This window comes from Metabacillus sp. cB07, from assembly GCF_016839225.1.
GTDB classification, from domain to species: domain Bacteria; phylum Bacillota; class Bacilli; order Bacillales; family Bacillaceae; genus Bacillus_P; species Bacillus_P indicus.
Genome location: NZ_CP069296.1, coordinates 3808224 through 3830035 on the forward strand (window position 1 = coordinate 3808224; position 21812 = coordinate 3830035).

Genomic DNA, 21812 nt, shown 5'->3' on the forward strand with positions numbered 1-21812 from the left:
AGCATTTCTGCTGCTTTTCGACTATCTTTTCATCCTCTTTTTCGACGGGCTGCGAGGAAAGCTGCACCTGCCATCATAAGAATTGTTCCGAAGAAAACATATTGGTACATCAAAGATGCCGTTTTTGGAAGCTCGTTCTCAGCTGCGATTTCACCCGGTCTATTCGGACGATTGCTGACCGGTTCTCCTTTTTCCTGATGGGGTTTCCCTGCTCCAGGAGCAGAGATTTCTTCTTCCACTTCAGACAAAGTTGTGATTTCTTTCCAGGCTGAATTAACAAATGCTCCGCTTTCACCAAAGACCTCTATAAAATACACCGTATCAGGTTCCAGTCCGGTTAAATGGTAGGAAGTCTTCTCAGCAGGAAAAGGCTCGTCTCCCTGCATTTCGCCGTTAACGTAAACCGTGTACGTTCCGTCTCCTTCCAGCATGTTATCCCATGAGAAGGAAATGGTCGTCTGCGTGACGTCGCTGATGTGTATTTCAGGGTAAAAAGATGCTTCCGCCCAAACTTTCACACCTCGTGCTCTGAGCTCTTCCACAACGCCTGTAGCCCGTGAGCCCGGCGACAAATCAAGCGTGCTGATTCCAAATAGCGAAACCATCTGCAGGTTTTCAAGGAGCAGCAGCTGGTCAATGTTTGTCAGTTTCGTCCTTTCAAAAATCACAGTTGAAAGAGATTCGAATGCTTCTATTCCAGACAGATCTTCAAGAGGATTTGCGGCAAGTTCAAAGTGCTGAAGATTCTCGAGTTTCAACGTATTGCTGATGCTCTTAATCTGATTGTGATTAAGCTGAAGCATTTCCAATTCGCTGAGACCGGATAGAGCCGACAGGTCCGTGATGTTATTTTGCGATAAATCTAGATAAGCGAGCTGACCAAGACCGCTTATAAATGACAGGTCCTGAAGCTGATTGTTTTTTATGGCCAGAAAAGACAGATCTGAAAGTGACTGAATCACTTTGTCATTCTTGATCTCTGTGTTTTCGATGGATAAATCCACAAGCTTGAGTGCGTTTAGCGGCTGAAGGTCAAGCTTCGTCTCATTGTTATGGATGAAGAGAGACTGCAGATTTTCCGCAGATTCCAGTCCTTTCAAACTTGTAATATCCAAATCTAATAAAAACAATTCGGTTAGCTGCGCCATATCACTTTGACGGATGTCGCGGACAAGTCCAAGCTGCTCTTTGATCAAATCACCAAGCTTCTTGTCTTTGAAATGGACAGCAGGACCTTGAGGAGCTGCCTCTGTTGTCTCTTCCATTGATTCACTGAAAAGAAGCTCTCCTTCTTCGTCATACGCCTTAACTTCAATGTCATAGACCGTCTCAGGTTTCAGTCCTCTGATCCAGTAGCTGTATTCATAGCCTTCCACGCGTTTTGAAGCTGTTTCTCCGTTCACTAAAACCTTGAAGAAATCGATATCCTTTTCCCCGAAATAGTCCCAGCTTACTTCTATTGAATCCTCCGTCTTTCTGCTTGTATAGATGGAAAACAAGGTTCCGGAGTCATCGTATTCAACATAGACGCCTTTATCAATCAGCTGCCCGATGACCTCCCAGGCGTCCGATCCTTCTGAAAGATCGAGCGTTTTCATGCTGAAAAGAAGAACCGTCACCAGTGAGTCCATGGACAGCAATGGTTCAATCTTTTTCACAGAAGTCATCGACAGATCTGCAAGTTGAAGATGTCTTAAGGCAGTGAGCGGCTCAATGTCTGTGATTGGATTGTCCTCAAGACTGAGCTCAGTGAGGTTTTGAACTTTTTCAATCCCTTTGAGCGAAGACAGCTTATTTCCGTTTAAATAGAGAGCTGACAGTTTCTCGCTTGCAGGTATGGCTGAAAAATCAGTAACCCCGTTGTATGCAAGGCTTAGCACCGTTAAGTCTTTCAACCCCGCAAGTGCTGAAAAGTTCTTGATGCCCGTGTTGGACAAATTGAGAATCTGCAGACTTTTCATTTTGATGATGGAAGACAGATCTTCCAGACGGTTGTCATCAAGGTGCAGCGATGTGAGGCTCATAGACTCAATCGGTTTAACCGTTTTTATAGAATTGCCGGATAAAACAAGGATCTTAAGGTTCTTTGCACTCTCCAGCCCAGTCAGGTCACTGATTCCCTCCCCCGTCAGATCAAGTTCTGTCAGAGTTTCCAGATCACTTTCATAAATGTCGCGCTTTAAACCGAAATGGTTTTTCACTGCGGTTCTCAAGTTCGAATCCGGAAAAACGGCTTTTTCTCCGGAAGGCGTTTTTAGAGTTGTGAAAAAACCGCTGTTAAACCCGCTCATGTCGCCATTTTTTCCAAAAGCCTTAATGGAGTAGGAGTACACAGTTTCAGGCTTCAGACCCGACGTCTCATAGTTGATGACCCGTCCTTCTGTTTCGGTTTTTTGAGTGATTCCGTCAACCGTAATTTCGTAATAAGCAGGAATGTCATCTCCCTCGTATTCCCACTGGAATGCAGCACTCCTATCCCCCGGCTTTACATGGACGAGATGGATGTTCAGACTGTCGTCATAAATGATCTCAAGATTGTCGCCAAACTGATGGAGCTCATCTTTCACCTTTAAGTAAACCTCTCCGTACAAGATGATTTTTTTAAGAGATGTCAGCGTCTGCAGCGGCTGAATCGTTTCAACTGGTATATAGGAAAGGTTTATTTCTTCCAATCGAGATAGCGAACTGAGGGAAGATACATTTTTCACATTTGTGAAACTAAGATCCAGCACTTTAAGTTTCGTCAGCTTCCCAATATTTTTTGTATCCTTAAACGAAGAGTCTGCAAGCACAAGACTCTTCAGATTCACCAGGTCATTAAGAGGAGAATAATCGACTGACCCCGTCATTGAAAGATCCAAATACTCAAGATTTGTCAGCAGCCTCAATGGTTCAATGCTTCTCAGGCTATTGCCTGCAAGCTCCAGATGCTGAAGATTCACTGCATGATGGAGTCCTGTCAGATCTTTGATCTCATAAGCTGATGCATTCAAATACGTCAGCTTCTCGAGATCGCTTTCCGTCACATCGCGCTGAATCCGCAGCTGGTCCTTCACCGCACGTTTGAGTGCACTGTCTTTAAATTGGACTGTTTTGCCGTTTGCAGCTTCCTTTGTTTTTCCTTTTACAAAAGATTCATTCAGCTTCTTGCCCCTTCTGTCAAACGCAGTGACTTTCACTTCGTATTCTGTCGCTGGCTTTAAGTCAGTAAATTGGTACTCTGTTTCTTTCGTTTTTTCAAGCTTCAGCTTGCCGTTAAGATACACATCAAAGAAGGCCGCACCATCTAGAAACCAGCTCGTTTCAAAAGCGGTGTCATTGACGGGATAAAAGAAAACCGTGTAGGCAGGCTTTTTTTCTGCCTCTGTTCTCACACGCACTTCCCTGCTGTCAATTAGCTTCTCGTCCGCAATAATTTTAAGTGTAAATGAATAGTCCGTATCAGGCTCCAAGTCTTTAAAGATGTGTTCGCCGGCATCCGGATAGCTTCCAATGAAAGTTCCGGATTGGTAAAGCTGATAGACTGCTTTACTGCTGCTCTTATAAGCAGGCCAGGAAACGGCAATACTTGTCCCCTCTGCACGGGCATTCAGCAGAAATCCCTCATCTGCCGGATCTGCAGGATCAACAGGAGTAATCGGTCCGCTGTTTTCTTTTTGATGGACGATGGTAATGGGTTCTGTTTGAAGCATTGCATCATTTTCAAGCTTAATAGAATACGTATAGACCTCTTTATCTGCAGTATTTGTGTCCAAGTATTCATACGTTCGTGCAGATGAACCGTCTCTGTTTATCAGTTCATCTGCAAGTGAAGCCTCAATCTTTTGTTCTGCGCCGTTTTTCACAAGAAGAAAAGACTGCGGATCATTTGAAGACGAGGTCACTGTCCACACCAGCCTTATTCCATTTTCTGTGTTTGTATAAGAATGAAAGGCGATTTGTGTTCCCGTTTCAGCTGCCGCCGCGTAAGGCAAGACCATGGTTATAAGCAAAATTAGAGTCATGAGGACCGACAGCATTTTTTTCATCGTAAAATTTTTTCCCCCTGGTTTTTACTAGCATATTAAATCCATTATAGATATGGCCGATAATAAAGTATATTTGATTCACAAGACAAAAATCTACAAATTTATGAAACTTACCGCTTATACAATACGTCAAATTGGTGGAACCTCTATTTTTTTACAAAAAAAGTATTGTTTCCATGATACGGCAAAAATATAATGTGTATAGGCAATTACTTCTATTAAAGGATGAGACGATGAGAGAACAAAAACACAAAAAGCGCAAATGGCTCTGGATTACCCTAAGCATCATTGGTCTGCTCGTACTGGGTACCGGTGGCTACGCCTTCTATTTGTATAAAACAGCAACCGATACGGTGGCAAAAATTCAGGAAAACATCGGCAGGGAGAAATCCGAAAAACGCCCTCAGGCAGTTGCATTTAAAGAAAAAGACCCAATCTCCATCCTGCTTATGGGCGTGGATGAGCGAAAAGGAGACCGCGGACGCTCGGATTCTCTTATTCTCTTAACCGTAAACCCGAACAAAAAATCGATGAACATGGTCAGCATTCCGCGTGACACACGCACTGAGATTATCGGAAAAGGCAAAGAAGACAAAATCAACCATGCCTACGCCTTCGGCGGCACGGAAATGGCCATCAATACGGTCGAGCATTTCCTGGACGTTCCTGTTGACTACTTCGTAAAAGTGAACATGGAGAGCTTTAAGGATATCGTTGATGCAGTAGGCGGAGTGGAAGTAAACAACGATTTGTACTTTGAATATGAAGGCAAGACCTTTAATGAAGGCCTCATTCAATTAGACGGTGCAGATGCACTAAGCTACTCAAGAATGCGCTATGGGGATGATCGGGGTGACTTCGGCCGCCAGCTGCGCCAGCGCCAGGTCATTGAAGCCGTTATCGCAAAAGGAGCAAATATCTCCTCCATCTCCAAATTCGGCGAGATGTTTAAAATTGTTGAAAACAACGTCAAAACGAACCTCGGAATGGACGAAATGTGGAGCATTCAGGAGAACTACAAAGATGCACGCAATTCCATGGAACAGCACCAGATCAAAGGCACCAGCGACAGAATCGGCGGGATCTACTATTACATCGTTCCTGAAGAAGAGCGCACAGCTTTATCAAATCAGCTGAAAGAGCATTTGGAGCTGTCTGGGAAAACGGCTTCAAACTAATAAGAGAACAAACCCCAATTTATACTGGGGTTTGTTTTTTTTGCAGTTTGGGAGGGCGGCCTCAAAAGTCGTTAGGCCGCGGGTTGGTGATTAATTAGAACAGCTCTTGCCTGGGCAACCGCAAAACAGATTTGGATTGTTAGACCCCGGATTTGGATTGTTAGGGGCTGGCGCCAGCCCTTTTTGCAGTGTTTTAACAATAAAACTCTATGTAAGCACTAAAAAACCGGCTTCCCTAAGGAAAACCGGCTTCAGCCAAGCATTATTCAGACATCCACTCAACCAATTCCGGATGATTGGACCAGACAAATCCATATTCCATGAAGTACTCAACCGCTTCATACTCTTGACCGAATTCCTCCGGCTCCTTCGGCAGCTTTCGTTTGCCGGCCAGAACATCGTAGATGACAGGATTCACGTTTTTCGCCTTTTGAGCAAGTCTTTCAACCGCAGGAGTCATTCCTTTTAACGCGAATTCCACAAGCAGCATGTTGTAGGCGCCTGCTGCAAAGTCGGTCTCTTCGAATTTCTCGAGGAGCGCTTTGGCTTTTTTGTGCTCGCCTGCATCCATGTACATGACAAACAGCGTATAGCGCACGCCCTGACTGTCCATTTCGTTCAGCTCGAGCAGTTCCTCGCACTGTTTAATTGCTTCCGTCAGGTTGCCCATTGCCGCTTCAAGGATGGCATAGTTGAACTTGGAGCGCATGTAAGGGCGCGTTTCAACCATTCCCCAGAACATGCCTTTATCTTCCTTGAAGATCTCCTTGCCGAGGTCTGCCTCACCGGCTTCCATTCCCCGTTTATATAGCTCAAGCTGCTTGGCAGGATCGCTCTCTGCCTCTCCCAGCATATTGTAGGCATCCGGGTGGTACGGATAGATCTCCATCGCCTGTGTGGCAAGCTTTAATCTCTGCTGCGGAGAACTCTCCATTGCTTCGAATATAAGTTCCTGCGCACGCGCGCGGTCTGCATCGCTATACTTCTTCGCATCACCTATTTCAGACACAGTGATGCTGTCCTCTGTGAGATCCGCCTCAAGCTCAGCTTTCATCTCTTTGTATACCTTTGAAAGAGAGCTTGTGCTGACTTCGTAAAGCTCCGCGATTTTTTTCTGGGTCATTCCCTGCTTGTACATATGTTTTTCAACGAAATAATGCATGCCGGCCGAGTAAATGACCTCTTTTTTGATTGTTGGCTTTACACTATGAAGATATTTATGCATCAAAGCAAATGCTTTTTCGGCAGTTTCTACTGGAACATGGGCTTGCAGAAGATTTCTTTGCATCTTCAATGCAGCATTTTCGTACAACGGTTCATCCCAAGCCAGCTCTTCTTCAACGAGAGGTTTTTCTTCCACCTGAGGCTCTTCCTCTACAGGTTCCGTCAGCATGGAAATCAGCATTTCCGGGAACTGATCCGCCATAAACGCGCCGATATCATCGAACGTGCTCTCTTCGAAAAGCTTGAGCGTCAGTTTTTTGTTAAACTCCGTCTGCGCTTCTTCAAATTCAAGCTGCATCATGAAATACGTATAGTAGTCTCCGAATGGCAGCAGGTACCCGAGAAGCATCGCGCCGGATTTAAAGGAATGGGTTCCCTCGTCCACGCGCACATCTTTTACTTCTTCTGTAAACAGATCTTTCACAGTGTAGCTTTCATCATCAGTTACATGTTCTATTACAGAGAAAGTCGGAACGGCGCCAGCCCATTTCTCCAGCTGGGCCATCGTTACCGGTCTCACATTTTCGTGACGTTTTTTCTCAATAAAGGCTTCTAAGATAGTCCCGTTTCCAACATTTACTGAGAAAACAGCCCAGACAAGGAGTGAACCGTAAATCTGCTGATCCTCGCCTATGTTGAATTTGCGCATCTTCTCTCTGACAGCCTTATCCATTTCTCTTGAATAAACAGAGGAGGCGAACTGCATCAGCTCTCCCTGCATCTTTTCAAGATCAGCATGACGAATCGCTTCAATCGATGTCACTTTATTCATACAGCATTTCTTATATTTTTTTCCGCTGCCGCAATGGCACGCGTCATTTCTTCCAATATCCATTTGTAGACTCCTTTAAATCCTTATTCCCTCATCTATTGTGCCAGTTATCGGGGAATAATTCAACGCGCAGAACAAAAGTGGAAGCGCCAAGGGTCCGCTCCGACAGGCAGATAAGAAGATGATATTCTTTATTATGTTATAAATAATGAAAAACCGCAGATTGAAGTCTGCGGTTTTTTACATCAAGCTCTTAACCCACTTGATCTGATTTTTTATAAATATACATGCTTTGATCTTCACCGTATGCAAAATGAATGTCATGTCCGACGCGGTTCAGTGTCGGGATGAGCGTATTGTGATACTCTTCCTCTTTAATATCATTAAAATAAAGCCTGAGCGCTTCTGCACATTCGGAGTCTGTCAGAGATAAATCCTCAAAGCAGGCGCGGAGAAAGTTTTTGTTCAGGATGAAATATTCATGTACATCATAAAGAATATGGTCCAGATTAGACAAAGGATTCACTCCCTAAAAAGAATTACTCTAATTATGGACAACTTTTTGAAGTTTATACATGCTTCCCTGTTTTCCTTAAATGAACAAGCGTAAGTTCACTCCGCACCCCGAACCGCAGATTCCAGTGCGCCTGGCCGATTCCCTTTGAAATGTACAAATAGCGCCCCTCCACTTCATGAAATCCTTTATAGATCCCGCGCTTTGCAAGCTCTCCTTTCGAGATGAACTTGAAAAACAGCGGAATGTTAAATTGCTTTCCATGAAGGTGCCCGGACAGCATCAAATCAAATGGTTTATCAACTTCTGAAAGGTCGTTTGGGTCGTGGCACAAAACTATGCTCGGTTTCTTTGACGATACATGTGAAAAAGCTTTTTCCACCCCATACTCGTCTTCCCTGTAAAAATCGAGGCCTATTAATGAAAAGTCATCCAGCTCAACGGACTCATTAATCAGCACATGCACACCTTTTTCCTCAAGCCACTCGCGCAGAAGAAGACTCAAATGAAATGTCCGGTAGTCATGGTTGCCAAAAACCGCATAAACAGGAATACCATGCTCTTTAATGGCTGTGAGGTAGGCCTCGAGGTGCGGTATGTATCTTTCCCGAGCCGTAAAATCACCGGTGATAAAAACATAATCTGGTTTTTCACGCTTTAAAACGTCCCTGATTTTACTAGAAGGAATCCGGTTTCTTTCAATATGAATGTCCGACAAATGAAGAATTTTTTTATCAATCCCAAGGGGCACGTCTACTCTTTCAATCTTCAGCCATTTTGTCGGCACAATGAACAATAAGAAAAACACCCCTGTACATCCAGCAAGGAACCAAATGAATTCCGCCATACGATCCCCCATTTTTTCTATTTCCTACAGTTTACTAAAGGTTACCGGGAATTAGTATTAAAAAACAGCCAAGTTCCATCAGGAACCCGGCTGCGGCTTGTTAATATACGTCGTATCCTTCATAAGATTCTGCCACATACACAGGCAGCTCCCACATTTCCTCCTGTCTGTCGAGATAATTCAGGACAAGCTGCTGGGCATGTCCTGATTTCAGCTGAAAGCTTTCCACACTGCCATGAATTTCGATTTGCTCTCTGTTTTGAAATTCAACCATTGTTTTGCTGCCTTTCAGAAACGGCTTTTTTGCATACCGGTAGGAAATCCACATGCAGTCCTCATGGTCTGGCGACAGCGTCGGCAGCATGCAGATCCTGTAGCCCGGCGACAGGCAGATCGGCAGCATTTTCTTCCCCGGCAGTATCAATTTTGCGGCATCCACCATTCCCTGATAAGACGCACCTGCATGAACACAGCTGCGCTCCATAATCGCTCTTGGAGACAATTTGATCATTCTTTTTTTGTACAGCTCATGAACAATCGTCCAGCGTTCTCCTCTCTCAGAATAAATCGGCTTTAATACCATCGTTTCTCTCCAAACTGTATAGCTTTCTTCAGCAAGCACTCTCTCCACCTCTTTTTTGTTTTTATGAAATTTTTCCACCCTCCTGTTCATCATACAAAATTACGCATAAATAGGTAATATTTACTATTAAAAATTTACTATAATGGAACAATTCTTTACAATTGAAAACAAAAAGACCTCAATTAGAGGCCTCATTCAAATTCCCACACAATCTTCCAATCTCCTTTTTCCTTCACCGCATACACATTCTGCCTGACATCAAACGTGCCAAACTTGCTTTTAAACGTCTGCCTGACCTGGACAAGGCGCGCCTCATTAAATACCGGGGCTCCCTTCGCCATTCTCCATCTCCTGACTTTCTTCTGCTTCTCAATCTCAAACGTAAACGTCGACACTCCGTAATGGCTCATATAAATATGAGAACGCTCCGTTACATAAGCATTTTTCGTGAACCGGTCCTTCATCAGAGGATGAAACAGCTCCCAGGAATCTCCGAAGTTGCCGCTCTGTTCCATCATGTAAAACTTCTGCACAGCCTCCTTCGGTGATGAAGGAGAAAACAAATGAAACACACCGTAGATCAACAACACTGCCGCACATACAAGCAGCAGGGGAATGACCGGCCATTGCCTTCGTCTTCGCATTGGGGACTTACCTCCTGTGGATGCTAAGACAAGTTTATGAAGGAATGCGATCAAAAAGAACGTTTCCCCATTTTTCGACAATTGTCGAAAACTTTTGTCCTATAACTTCGGCCATCCAGAGGAAATATATAGTAAACTACTGAAGTCGAACTAGTATTTTATAACTATATCAAAACACCTATTATCGAGGAGAAGAAACCATGAGAAAAATCATATTATTGTTAATGATTACTTGCCTTATTTCCGGTTCTCTGACCGGCTTTGCCGAAGAAACGAAAACCGGCAAAGAGGTAACATCGAACTTAACGGCTGATCAAAAGCCAAAACAGGAGATTTCTGCTGAAAAAGATGCCTTTTACCAGCCTGATGATTACCCCCTTGTTGGAGAAAATCAATACATCGGCACCCTGATTGACAGCTTAAATGCCTATCATTATCTTACATTCGGTTCTCTGACGGACTATTCAGATGAGATGATGAAGCTGTCTCTTACATATCTAGCCGGATCATCTACTAAAGAGGGCTTGCTTACACTTGAGTTTTTCAGGGACGATAACGGAACGTTAACCTACTTGACTCAAACAACCTATTCAACCTCGTGGTACAACAATGCCACCTTAAGCCTTGAGCTGCCAAAATACCTTTATGAAGGCGAGCCTTATATTTATGTGCGGGCAGGAACATCCGCCTCACAATCTGATACATACTACTCAGATACATTGAAATTTAAAGCTGTAAATCCTGATTTTACCGAGGAGCCTCAGTCTGGCCAATATGCCATCATAAGCAATGAATCTTACAATGCCGAAGATACACAGCCTTCAGGAACCTTTCAGGTAAACAATGAAAACTATACGTTCGACAAAAAGCTGAAGCCTGAAGTGTATCAAATGGATGCAGATCTTCCGTTTAACCCTGAGGCGCATAAAAACAAGCTCTTTTCAAAAAAACAGGCCGAGCAATTGCCTGACTATCAGACAGGAGCCCAGAAAAATTTCTGGGTATCAGATTTCAGAACGAACGGAACTTATCAGCTCAATGCAACCCTTATGCACAGCGGTTCAAAAACAAACATCTGGGTAAATGATCATCAAATTACCGCCGAAGATGCAGAAAAGCTTTCTAAAGAGTTCGACAGCAGCATCCATCCAACTGTAGTGAATCATTTTGCCGAGGAATCGGATGTTGACAATGATGGAAAAATTAATATTCTAGTTTTTGATATTCAAGACGGATTCTCCGGAAGCGGAGGCTATATTGCCGGGTACTTCTATGCAAGAGATCTTTATAACATGTCAGGGTCTAACCAGTCTGAAATCTTTTATATTGATTCGTACCCTCTAATGGGATCAGGATCAGAAAAATTGGTTGAAGCATCCTATTCAACGCTTGCACATGAATTTCAGCACATGGTCAACTTCAATCAAAATGTATTTATTGAAGGAAACTATTCCAATATGGATACATGGCTGAACGAGGCGTTATCAATGGCAGCCGAACAGATCTATACAGGCGAAGCACTAACCAGCCGAATCAATTACTACAATGCTTCAAATTCCATTAAAAATGGACATTCCCTTCTATATTGGGATTATTCCGGAGATACTCTCTCAAACTATTCGCTTTCCTACTTGTTCGGTCAATACCTCAGAGTCCAGGCAAATCAGGGGAATGAAATTTTTAAAGAAGTATTAAAAAATCCAAACAATGACTATCTTGCGGTTGAACAAACTATTCAAAAATATATGGATCCGAGCCTGAGTTTCGGAACATTTATGACAAATTTCCGTGCTGCCCTTCTTTTAAAAAGCAAAACAGGACCATACGGCTTTAAAGGAGAGTCTGCTTTTAACGCTCTTTCTGAACGTTTATACACAGGCTCCTACACATATTTAAGAGGCGGCGGAGCTGTTGTAAAAAAATCAGATTCAACTGCTGTTCCTGCAGATAAAGGAGCCGATGTCACTTATACATTCGTCGGTCCGGCGGATACTGCCGCTCCATCTGCACCTGCAGTCAACCTTGTATCAGATCACGACAATGCCGTGACAGGATCGACTGAACCAAATGCCATGGTATATGTTAAAAAAGGATCCGAAACGCTGGGATCCAGCCCGGCAGACACTAACGGAGACTTTACTGTCGGCATTCAGGTACAGAAAGCCGGTACAGAACTGAAAGTCTATGCAGAGGACAATGCCGGAAACAAAAGTGCCGAGACCTCTGTAACCGTTCAGGACTGGACTGCGCCTGCCAAGCCTGACGTGCAGCCAGTCGCTGACAATCAAACAGCTGTTACCGGAAAAGCGGAAGCAGGCTCCAAGGTTTATATAAGAAAAGGTGAAACAGTGATTGGCAATGCTTCAGCTTCAGGCTCAGGCACATTCAGCGTGACAATTGCCAAACAGTCTGCCGGCACAATGCTCGCCATCTATGCAGAAGATGCTGCAGGAAACCGCAGTGAAGAAGCATCCATTAAAGTACTGGATAAAACCGCTCCACAAACGCCATCTGTTCAGCCAGTCGGCGATCACCAAACAGCCGTTACTGGTAAAACAGAAGGCGGTGCAACGGTTACAGTCAAAAAAGGGACAGCTGTGCTTGGCGAAAACAAAGCAGCAGCCAATGGGGACTTCAGCGTCAATATTCAAAACAAACAGACTGCAGGCACAGTTCTTTCTGTCTATGTAAAAGATGCTGCAGGCAACCAAAGCCCTGCCGCTTCAGTAACGGTCGCAGACAAAACAGCTCCTGCTAAGCCAACTGTCAACCCGGTTGGAGACAATCAGACGGTTGTTACCGGGAAAACAGAGGCCGGGGCCACAATCACTGTAAAAAATGGAGCAGCGGCACTTGGAGATGGAAAAGCGGCAGCTAACGGCAATTTCTCCGTGACCATCCAGACAAAGCAGGCTGCAGGCACAACCCTTTCTGTTTATGCGAAAGATGCAGCAGGGAATCAAAGTTCTGCAAGCACGATAACCGTTTCAGATAAAACAGCACCAGCTAAGCCATCTGTTAACCCGGTTGGAGACAATCAGACGGCCGTTACAGGAAAAGCAGAAGCAGGTTCCACTGTCACAGTCAAAAAAGATACTGTTGCTCTAGGGGAAGGGAAAGCGGCAGCTAACGGAGATTATTCCGTCGCTATTCAAGCCAAGCAGCCTGCAGGAACCATTCTCACAGTCTCTGCCAAAGATGCTGCAGGGAATCAAAGCGCCACAAGTACAGTAACGGTCACAGATAAGACAGCACCTGCAAAACCAGCCGTTAACCCGGTTGGAGACAATCAGACTATTGTGACTGGAAAAACAGAAGCAGGATCATCCGTTCTCATCAAAAAAGGAACCTCAGCACTCGCAGAAGGAAAAGCGGCAGCTAACGGAGATTTCACACTTGATCTTAAATCTCTGCAAACTGCGGGAACCCTCCTTACTGTTTTCGCAAAAGATGCATCAGGCAATCAAAGTGAACCTTTAACTATAACAGTTCTGGACAAAACAGCTCCAGCCAGACCTGCTGTAGATCCAGTTGAAGAAAATCAAACAACGGTCACCGGAAAAGCAGAAGCAAACACCGTCATCACTGTGACAAAGAACGACATTCTGCTCGGTGAAGCTAAAACAGATGCCACAGGAACCTTCAAAGTGGACATCAAATCCGGACAGACATCCGGCACGACGTTATCCATCTCAGCTAAAGACGCAGCAGGCAACCAAAGTGCTTCGACCTTAATCCAGGTCATTAAAAACACAGTGCCTGCCAAACCAGTTCTCGAGCCAGTATCAGACAACAGTACAATCATTAAAGGAAAAACAAGCCCGAATGCCACTGTTTTCATCCAGACCATCCGTGCTTCGGTCATTGGAAAATCAAAAGCCGACAGCACTGGTCAATTTACTGTCACTCTCTCAGCAAAACCAGAAGCAGGAAAACCTCTGTTCATTTATTCTGTAAGTGAACAAGGCAAAAGAAGCCCGCTCACGAAAATAAAAGTAGTCGACAAAACCGCGCCATCAGCGCCAACTGTCAAAAAACTATCAAGCAGATCCAAATTTGTTTCAGGCAAGTCAGAGCAGGGTGCAACAGTCTATGTCTACAAAGATCAAACACTGCTCGGAAAACAAAAAGTTACCCACCGAACAGGAGTATACAGAGTGAAGATCAGCATCCAGAAAAAAGGCACTGTTCTAAGCGTTCATGCCATTGATGCTGCAGGCAATAAAGGCAGCAAGAAAGAAGTAACGGTATTGCGATAAGAGTACGAAAAGGGTGTCCCGGGGAGTTGCTTCTGGGACACCCTTTTTGGTTGGAATAGGAGCAGCTGGATTTTTGAATGACGGTTGCGTGTACATAAAGGCTTTAGTGCCATCAACTGCTTTTCCTCAGCGCTTGATGGTTCTTTTCTTTCCAACTCACAACCCCATCTATTCCCACCAAAAAAAAGATGCACCATCCCCGGCGCATCTTTTCTTCACTCTATTATTTTTCACAAGCAATCAAATCTTTATCGCGGTCACTCTTTTTGTTGGCTTCATATAAATCTTTTGAAACATGCGGCTTATACTTTGTCTTGCCGCCTTTATTTTTTACGCTTGCAGATTGGGCTACTCCGCCTTTGTAGTCTTTGTTAAGCTCTGTGCAATTTTTGTATGTTTTTGCTTTTGTTTTTGCTTCTGCTGAATCCGGTGCAGCGGAAACGCCTAATGCCAGACCCATAGATAGAGTTACAGCTAAAAATCGCTTCATATGTAGTTATTTCCTCTCATGTCTTTTTGCTTATATTAAGGGATACATTGTATTTATACAATACAAAATTTAATTTTAGAGGAAAATAGGTTTCGAAGTAAAAATCTGAGTGCACCCTGTAAATAACTATAACGAATTAAAGCATCTTACTCACAGCCTGTCCCCTCAATATATCCAGCATCATTTTACCTGCCCCCACACACCCTGCATTGTTTCCAAGTTCCGCTGATTTAATGTTTAGGCGGAACGGTAAAGCTGCAAGCTTTGATTCGAGAAGGGGCCACCACATTTTTTTGGAGTCAATTACCCCTCCGCCGATTAAGATGACTTCAGGATCCATTCCATTGCGAAGTGTGGTGAGTAAAGTGACCAGATCATCCAAATATCCCCCCACTACCTTTATAATTTCTGGATTTCCCTTCTCAAATTCTTCAAATACTTCTGAGCCATTACGGAAGATTGCTATTGATTCTGTATTTGCTCTGTTGAGCAGTGCTCTTCCAGAAAGATATTGTTCAATACACCCTCTAAGACCGCAATTACAGGGCTTTCCACCAGGATACAAAATGGAATGTCCCCATTCTCCTCCACTCCATCCGGTCCCATGATGAATCCTCCCGCATACAGCCTGAGCTCCGCCAACACCAGTGCCAAGTGTCAGCATGACAGTATCCTGGAAATTTTGTGCTGCTCCTGTCCACATCTCTCCAATAAGGGCTGCATTAGCATCATTTTCAATTGCAGCTGGAAGGCCAAACTTGCCCTCCACTAACTCTTTAAGCTTGGTTCCTTCCCAGCCTGGTAAATTGTCAGTTGCATAAACGATTTCACCGGTTCTGACATTGACTCTTCCTGCAGTACCTATGCCAATCCCCTGGATAGAATACTTTTTTAAACAGGTTTCAATACAGAGAAAGAGGTTCTTTAAGATGGCATTCTTTCCATCCTGTGCTGCTGTAGGCAAGCTGAAGGAGAAGTGCTCGTTTTTTTGCTCATCTACGATCATTGCTTTTATTGATGTACCACCTATGTCAATCCCAGCTATGAACAAATTGACTCCCTCTTTCTTTATTTAATGATCGTCGTTTCTTTTAGTTTGTCTGCAAATTGCCGAGTAATTAATTGAGGTCTTGTGATGGCCGAGCCTACTACTACAGCAAATGAACGCATGGATAAGGCTTCTTTTGCCTGATCAGGAGTTCCTATCCTTCCCTCTGCAATTACAGGTATCGTGACTTTTTCTAATAGGTTTTTGAGAAGTTCAAAATCGGGTGAATCTGATTGGGGAGAGTAAGAGGTATAGCCTGAAAGCGTAGTGGATATACAATCAAACCCTAGTTCTTCTGCATAAACTCCTTCTTCAAGTGTCGAGACATCCGCCATCATTTTTTGTCCTTTGGCTTTTATATATTTGACAAGCTCTTCTAATGTTTCCCCTTTGGGACGCAGTCTGTTTGTTGCATCAAGGGCAATAATGTCCGCATCAGCAGAGATTAGTTCATCGATTTCAGCCTTTGTCGGGGTAATGTATACCTCGCTATCCAGATAATTGCGTTTAATTAAACCGATTACGGGCAAAGAGGTCAGGGCTTTTATCGCCCTTATGTCTTCTGCTCCGTTTGCTCTTATCCCGGAAGCTCCGCCTTGCTCTGCTGCGGCAGCCATTTTTGCCATTACATCTGATCCGTAAAGCGGCTCGTCCTCAAGTGCCTGACATGAAACAATCAAACCGCCTTTGACTTTGTCAAAGAAATCTCCCATCGCTTATCCCCGCTTTCTTAACATTCTAATGGTGTTCTTTAATGGTTCAGGGATCAGTTGAATGTCCTGGTGATTTAAAGCCTTCTCCCGCGTCATTTTCATTCCATTTTTTACAGACATAAAAAGGTTTACTTGCTAACTGCCACCGATTTTGAATAAGACACACTCAAACCGACTTCAAACATCCGGCTCCAAGGCATATAACAGAAATCAATTAAGACTCTGTGATTGTCATATTCAAGTTCCTTTTGAATAAATGCTTCGAGTTCCCGCTTTACAAGAACAGCCACCTCTCCGGTTTGCCCATCTACCTTCATATAAGTGTGACCCATTTCAGGAAGGTGCTGGTCGCATACTTTTCTCCGAATCTGGCCGCAATAGCCTGCATCTTCCACAAATCGTAATGATAAAAAATCCAGATGAGTTTCATTTCTCCCGTAGAATGAAGTAAGCATAGAATGAGGGATGACCGTACCCAACGTATTTGAACTCGTATTCCATCCTGCATACCCGGAGAGTTCGAACAAGATTTCTTTTTGCTTCAACAACTTGATGAACTGCAGATCTCCTCCATTAGCGAATGCAACATCTGCAACAGCACAATGTTTCTTTAGAGATTTGGTAACATATTCCCCATACTCTGCAAGTTCTGTAATGTTCCTAAACACTTCATATCCGCGTATTTGGTCATTTTGCTGAGACGCTTCCATCATATCTTCACCAGGACTGTTTATTAAAAGAACGATGTTTGCTTCCGGTTCTGAATCAACAAGTATGCCTCCTGCGGCCATAATTTGATATTTCAGCGTTTCTCCAAATGGCCGGTCTTCATATCTCGGAATGACATTGGGGCCATGAACACTTGAATATCTCGGATAGACCTTTGGGACATATTCATTTTCTTTGTTAATAAAGCGGGTGATTAAGACATTGCCCACTTCGTCCGCTCCAGGATACATATAGACCTTGAGCATAACCTCTTTTTCTTGTACATAAGATCGCACAAGCTGCTGATCCTGCGCGGTTAAACCGTATGGTGCGGCATCATCCTGAGGGATTATATGAAAATCAATAGCTCCCTGCGCGACCAATTCAACAGCAGCTTGATTCACTTGTGTGTTCTTTTTTCTTCTGTCTAAATAGTCATTCAAGTATTCCTTTGGCAGCCTTTGCTTAATCTCAGTCAGTTCTTTCAACTCTGAATCGTCAGCAAGATTAAGAGTTTGCTTATGTTTAATAAATCCATATCGAAAAATATCTCTTCCCCAATCTTCATAATAATCCGGCTCCTCATCACTGCTGGAATAGCTCGGGCATCTCATAATTAAATGAAACGTGTAAACAGTCAGGGATGGATTTAACTCTTTTAATTTGGAAATCTTATTCAAAATATTTCTGCATTCAGTTTCATTCATAGTGTGAAGTCTGGAAGGAACGATCCCTCCATACAGCAGCATATCAATGGAAAGAACAACACAATCAGCATCCTGAATCTCCTGATACAGCCATTCCCACAGTTCTTCAACTTTTGCTGGCACTTTCTTATTTCCAAGCAAATGGATAGGGGCTTTCACCAGGGTAAAATCGGAAATGGCAGCAAGCTGTTCAGGAAACACGTGATTGCACGGCCTTTCATCAAGCGGGACTAATACAATTTTTTTCATTTTTTCATCCTCCTCTTTGTGCGTATGCTCTCTCTGCTTTCTTATAGCCCCAGGCTTCTGCTGTTTTTACAGCCGTACTTTCACCTAATTGAGCCGCCGCATGATGGTCGCAAGCTGCCAGTTGAATAGAAATACGCTGGTTATTACTTTCTAGCTTAGATTTCTCGCCTTCCAGAATAAGTTCCCATAAAATAACGTCCTGCTGTGCCCTTAGGAGCCATGGTCTAATTTCTGCTGCTAGCTTTGTATCTCTTTTCAGCAGATCTAAAGCCATTTCCCTGATTTTTGAAAAATAACAATTTAAATAGTCTATATCTTTATTAGTAATAGCTTCTGTAAGTTCATTATTTTGAAACTCATAAAATCGTAAAGATTTGTTCAATTTATAGAATGTTTTTAACGATTCATCATTTCCACAATACCTTTCAAGCGCAAATTCCCATGAAAGTTCCGGCTGATAACGCTGCGGATTCCACATATAATCTGAAAAAGTCATGAGCGGTACCTTTGAAGCTTCCATTTGATTCATTGGATTTGCTGCCACGCCTATGTGGCGGTGTTGGGGAAGTAAACTCGACCTGTTGACGTTCGGCCCCAAAAACAGCCGATTCAGGTTTACGTCATTGCATGGGTAGTTATCCCACAGGATAAGGTCATGGCCCAAATACTCAGCATTTCTTTTGGCATGCTGAGCTGGAATGCTTTCAGCAATGGTATTGTATCCCGTCCAGAACAGAGCTATGTTTTCATGAACGGTCTGTTTCAAGTCTTTTTTATATGCCGTATCCCAATAGGACCAGTATTCTGTAGGACACGCTGTTAAGAAGTAATGGTGAAGTTTTTTGCGCAGATAGTCGTCGATGCGATTCAGAAGATGAGCGTGGGCTAAACCCGTGCGCCTGAATTTAGCTTCATGGTCAGACGCTAATGTATAATCAATATCGTCCAGGAGAATGCCAAAGTGAGAGATTCCTATCTCTATCATTGCATCCAATTTAGAAAAGAGCATGTCATAGTCTTCTTCACTTAAGTAATCAAAGTCTTTTCCGGGACTAATACAGTAATAAAAATCAATTAAATTCTTGTCGCACACTGTCTTTAAGCTGAGAATGTTTTGAAAGATGTCATCAGGATACGGAATTCTCCAGTTTTCTCTATGATACAAATCGTCCTTCGGGGCATAAAAATAAGTGTTCATCCTGCACGTAGAAAGAAAGGAAATCATATCTTTCCTCTCCTCAAAACTCCAAGGTTCTCCGTAAAATCCTTCAATAATCCCCCTAATAGAAAAACCTGGATAATCCTCAATTGACAAGTGGGGAAGCACAATGCCGTTTCTACAGGGTTTAGTTAAGTTCCCTATCTCCCTTAAAGCAAAGGTAAAACCTCGTTTGCTGCTGGATGCTATTTGAATTTCCTGGTCGGATATAGTTACTCTGTAGCCGTCCTCAGGAATATCATCATCAAAGTTCCATTTCAACAGGATGCTGCCTTCACTTCGGCTAAGATCAAACCACTCCAGTGCAAATTCAGGAAATTGTTGCTCAAGACTAAACCGGGAAATAAATTGCACAGGTATTTTCTCTCCCCCAAAAAAGGTTTCTTTTCCGCTTAGAAATATGTCCCTGTGCCTGTAAAAAACTTTCTCGAGATTCATATTCGTCTCTTCCTTCAAAGACTAACCCCTCCCGCTAGTACTGTTGCTGAATTCTTTCGGTCTATTGGTACTTCACGTCCATACAAATATGTCTTAATAAGCCTGCTATCGGCAGAAAGGCAATTGAAATTTGCAGGGTATCCTCTTTCTATTTTTCCCGCCTTAACCGCCATATGGTCTGCGCAGTTTGCAGATGTTAGTCTAATCGCATCTTCCACTGTTAAACTCAGCACGTTTACAGCGTACTCAAAGTGATTTGCCAAGTCGCGAATGCTTCCTGAAAGTGTCCCTTCTTCATCAACAACGGCTCCGTTTTCTACGAAATATCCATTTGATAAAGGTCCATTATCTATTTGAAGTCCGCAAGTTGAACCCCCATCAGAGATGGCAATAACCCGTTTACTTCCTTTAGACCTTATTAAAAGTTCCATCGCCTCTCTCGAAACATGTGCCCCATCCATAATCAACTCGCAATAGACGTCATCATTTATCATTACTTCGCCAAGGATGCCAGGTTCCCGGTGATTAAAAGCTCTCATGGCATTGAAGCAATGAGTAACCTGCGAAGCGCCATATTCAATCCCGAGTGCCGCTTCAGCCTGAGTTGCATTCGTGTGGCCCATTGAGACTCTGATACCCTTTTGTACAAGATAATTGATTGCCGGAAGAGCATTAGGAATCTCCGGAGCAACGGTCATGATTTTAATGAGATCCTTTCCCTCTTCTACCAATTCTTTCAGGGAGTCCATTTCTACTCCCCGAATATCAGCCTCATTCATTGCCCCTTTTTTAGCAGGATTCAAAAAAGGACCCTCAAGATGCAGTCCGAGAAACTCAGCTCCTCCGCAATCTGAAGAAAAGGCATCTCTATACTTTTTGAACTGTGCAATGTACTCTTCGTTAGTTCTCGGACCTATAGTGGCATAAAAGCCAGTTGTTCCCCGCTCTGCATATTTCAGTGCCATCTCCCTAAGCTCTTCAGATGTTCCTTCTGAGTGATATCCCAGAAAACCATGGGTATGGCAATCCAAGAACCCTGGTACCGCAAGCATGTTTTTCAGATCTATTACTTCATCACACTCAATATGAGATTCCCCTATATGTTCAAAAAAACCATCTCTCACGAAAATATCCGTTGAAAATACTTTGCCGTCTTTTACGAGCCGTGCATTTGTAAATTTAATCATGCTCTGCCCTCCTGCTTGAATATGTATTTAAAACAGCTGCGCCATATAATCCAGCAGCATTTCCAAGGCTCGCCGGCTGCACATTGCAGGATGGGTGAAAAGATTGAACCTTGCTCCGGACAAAATCGATTATTCCAGTTCTTGAAATCCCTCCGCCTACAGCAACCGTTTCAACGTCCAAAATGTCCAGTAAATCGACAATCCCATCAGCAAGATAGGTTGTAAACTGTTCCAGTATAATAATTGCTTCCCTGTCACCTGACGATACTGCCTTAAAAAACATTTTTCCGTTCAAAGACTCTATGGCCCCATCCGTAAATTCTGCCAGCATCCCATCTTTTGAAGCAGATTCAATCGCCATCTGAATTAGCGCTTTTGAGGACGCATACATCTCCCAGCACCCTTTTTTCCCGCAGCTGCACTGGATGCCATTTCTCATATAGGTGTAATGACCAAATTCCCCGGCTTTATTGGCAGCGCCTCTATAGACTTTCCCGTCTATAACAAGGCCCCCTCCTATACCTGTTCCTATGGTTAAAAAAATGGCATTGGAAGAACCTTTGAGACTTCCAAACACAAGCTCTCCAAGCAGGGCAGCGGTCGCATCATTTTCGGTGTATACCGGAAGCTGTACCGCTTCTTCAAGCTTTTGTTGAATGGGCAGCAAGTCATATCCAAGATTGACTGCAGAATAGATTGTTCCATCATCGATTCTTCCTGGTGAACCTATACCAATCTCAGTTATCCCATAGCTTCTCCATTTTTGAACCTGCGTTTCAATTGCTGTCAGCAATCCTTTTTCATCACCAAAAAAACGAAAGGGCTGCTCAGACTTTTCTATAAAATTGCCGTTTACGAAAAGGCCATACGCAATCTTTGAACCACCCAAATCAATTGCCAGTGTTGCTGTCAAAATCCGCCCTCCTTCAGGCCAGCATCTAAGTCTAAGGGTTACATCTTCAGCAGCAGCTTTTCTGAGTCGCTGACCAAAAACTCAATCTGTT

Annotated in this window: 15 protein-coding genes; 2 read left to right on the forward strand and 13 right to left on the reverse strand. The window is 43.5% G+C overall.

All coding sequences use genetic code 11. The features are described from left to right. Nucleotides 1–29: 29 nt before the first annotated feature. Nucleotides 30–4028, reverse strand: a complete 3999-nt coding sequence (locus JOJ89_RS19450) for a leucine-rich repeat domain-containing protein (RefSeq protein WP_203289081.1) — start codon at nt 4026–4028, stop codon at nt 30–32. Between the two features lie 233 nt (nt 4029–4261). On the opposite strand from JOJ89_RS19450, the gene tagU reads away from it, so the two are divergent. Next, the gene (tagU, locus tag JOJ89_RS19455; RefSeq protein ID WP_203289082.1) at nt 4262–5206 is read left to right on the forward strand and encodes a polyisoprenyl-teichoic acid--peptidoglycan teichoic acid transferase TagU; all 945 of its coding nucleotides are present in this window, start codon (nt 4262–4264) and stop codon (nt 5204–5206) included. A gap of 262 nt (nt 5207–5468) precedes the next feature. Here tagU and JOJ89_RS19460 read toward each other — a convergent pair whose 3' ends face one another. The 5 genes from JOJ89_RS19460 to JOJ89_RS19480 form a co-directional block, all read right to left on the reverse strand. Further along, nucleotides 5469–7265 carry an SEC-C metal-binding domain-containing protein gene (locus JOJ89_RS19460; RefSeq protein WP_203289083.1) on the reverse strand — a complete coding sequence of 599 codons (1797 nt, stop codon included), beginning with the start codon at nt 7263–7265 and terminating at the stop codon, nt 5469–5471. Between the two features lie 190 nt (nt 7266–7455). Then, nucleotides 7456–7719 (reverse strand): hypothetical protein, encoded by a 264-nt coding sequence (locus JOJ89_RS19465; RefSeq protein WP_029567011.1) that lies wholly within the window; start codon nt 7717–7719, stop codon nt 7456–7458. A 52-nt stretch (nt 7720–7771) separates the two neighbouring features. Further along, nucleotides 7772–8563: a metallophosphoesterase gene (locus JOJ89_RS19470; RefSeq protein ID WP_203289084.1), complete on the reverse strand. Its 792-nt coding sequence runs from the start codon at nt 8561–8563 to the stop codon at nt 7772–7774. A 100-nt stretch (nt 8564–8663) separates the two neighbouring features. Then, a complete protein-coding gene (locus JOJ89_RS19475) occupies nt 8664–9224 on the reverse strand; it encodes a competence protein ComK (RefSeq protein WP_203289085.1) in 561 nt (186 codons plus the stop codon). 113 nt (nt 9225–9337) lie between these two features. Further along, the gene (locus JOJ89_RS19480; protein WP_203289086.1) at nt 9338–9790 is read right to left on the reverse strand and encodes a hypothetical protein; all 453 of its coding nucleotides are present in this window, start codon (nt 9788–9790) and stop codon (nt 9338–9340) included. A 200-nt stretch (nt 9791–9990) separates the two neighbouring features. Here JOJ89_RS19480 and JOJ89_RS19485 point away from each other — a divergent pair, with 200 nt between their 5' ends. Further along, nucleotides 9991–14049, forward strand: coding sequence for an Ig-like domain-containing protein (locus tag JOJ89_RS19485; RefSeq protein ID WP_203289087.1), 4059 nt, complete (start codon nt 9991–9993; stop codon nt 14047–14049). 223 nt (nt 14050–14272) lie between these two features. On the opposite strand, the gene JOJ89_RS19490 is transcribed toward JOJ89_RS19485, so the two are convergent. The 7 genes from JOJ89_RS19490 to JOJ89_RS19520 all read right to left on the reverse strand — a co-directional run bounded on the left by JOJ89_RS19490 (nt 14273) and on the right by JOJ89_RS19520 (nt 21721). Next, a complete protein-coding gene (locus JOJ89_RS19490) occupies nt 14273–14539 on the reverse strand; it encodes an excalibur calcium-binding domain-containing protein (protein WP_203289088.1) in 267 nt (88 codons plus the stop codon). 136 nt (nt 14540–14675) lie between these two features. Further along, nucleotides 14676–15590: an ROK family protein gene (locus tag JOJ89_RS19495; protein ID WP_203289089.1), complete on the reverse strand. Its 915-nt coding sequence runs from the start codon at nt 15588–15590 to the stop codon at nt 14676–14678. Between the two features lie 17 nt (nt 15591–15607). Beyond that, entirely contained in the window at nt 15608–16300 is a 693-nt protein-coding gene (locus JOJ89_RS19500; protein ID WP_203289090.1) for an N-acetylmannosamine-6-phosphate 2-epimerase, read from the reverse strand. Between the two features lie 128 nt (nt 16301–16428). Continuing rightward, a complete protein-coding gene (locus tag JOJ89_RS19505; protein WP_203289091.1) occupies nt 16429–17964 on the reverse strand; it encodes a DUF4127 family protein in 1536 nt (511 codons plus the stop codon). A gap of 4 nt (nt 17965–17968) precedes the next feature. Continuing rightward, nucleotides 17969–19639: a protein O-GlcNAcase gene (locus tag JOJ89_RS19510; RefSeq protein WP_203289092.1), complete on the reverse strand. Its 1671-nt coding sequence runs from the start codon at nt 19637–19639 to the stop codon at nt 17969–17971. Further along, nucleotides 19636–20808, reverse strand: coding sequence for an N-acetylglucosamine-6-phosphate deacetylase (nagA, locus tag JOJ89_RS19515; protein WP_203289093.1), 1173 nt, complete (start codon nt 20806–20808; stop codon nt 19636–19638). Before nagA ends, JOJ89_RS19510 begins: the two co-directional genes overlap by 4 nt. Beyond that, nucleotides 20801–21721 (reverse strand): ROK family protein, encoded by a 921-nt coding sequence (locus tag JOJ89_RS19520; RefSeq protein ID WP_203289094.1) that lies wholly within the window; start codon nt 21719–21721, stop codon nt 20801–20803. The genes nagA and JOJ89_RS19520 overlap by 8 nt, the downstream gene beginning before the upstream one ends. Nucleotides 21722–21812: the final 91 nt, after the last annotated feature.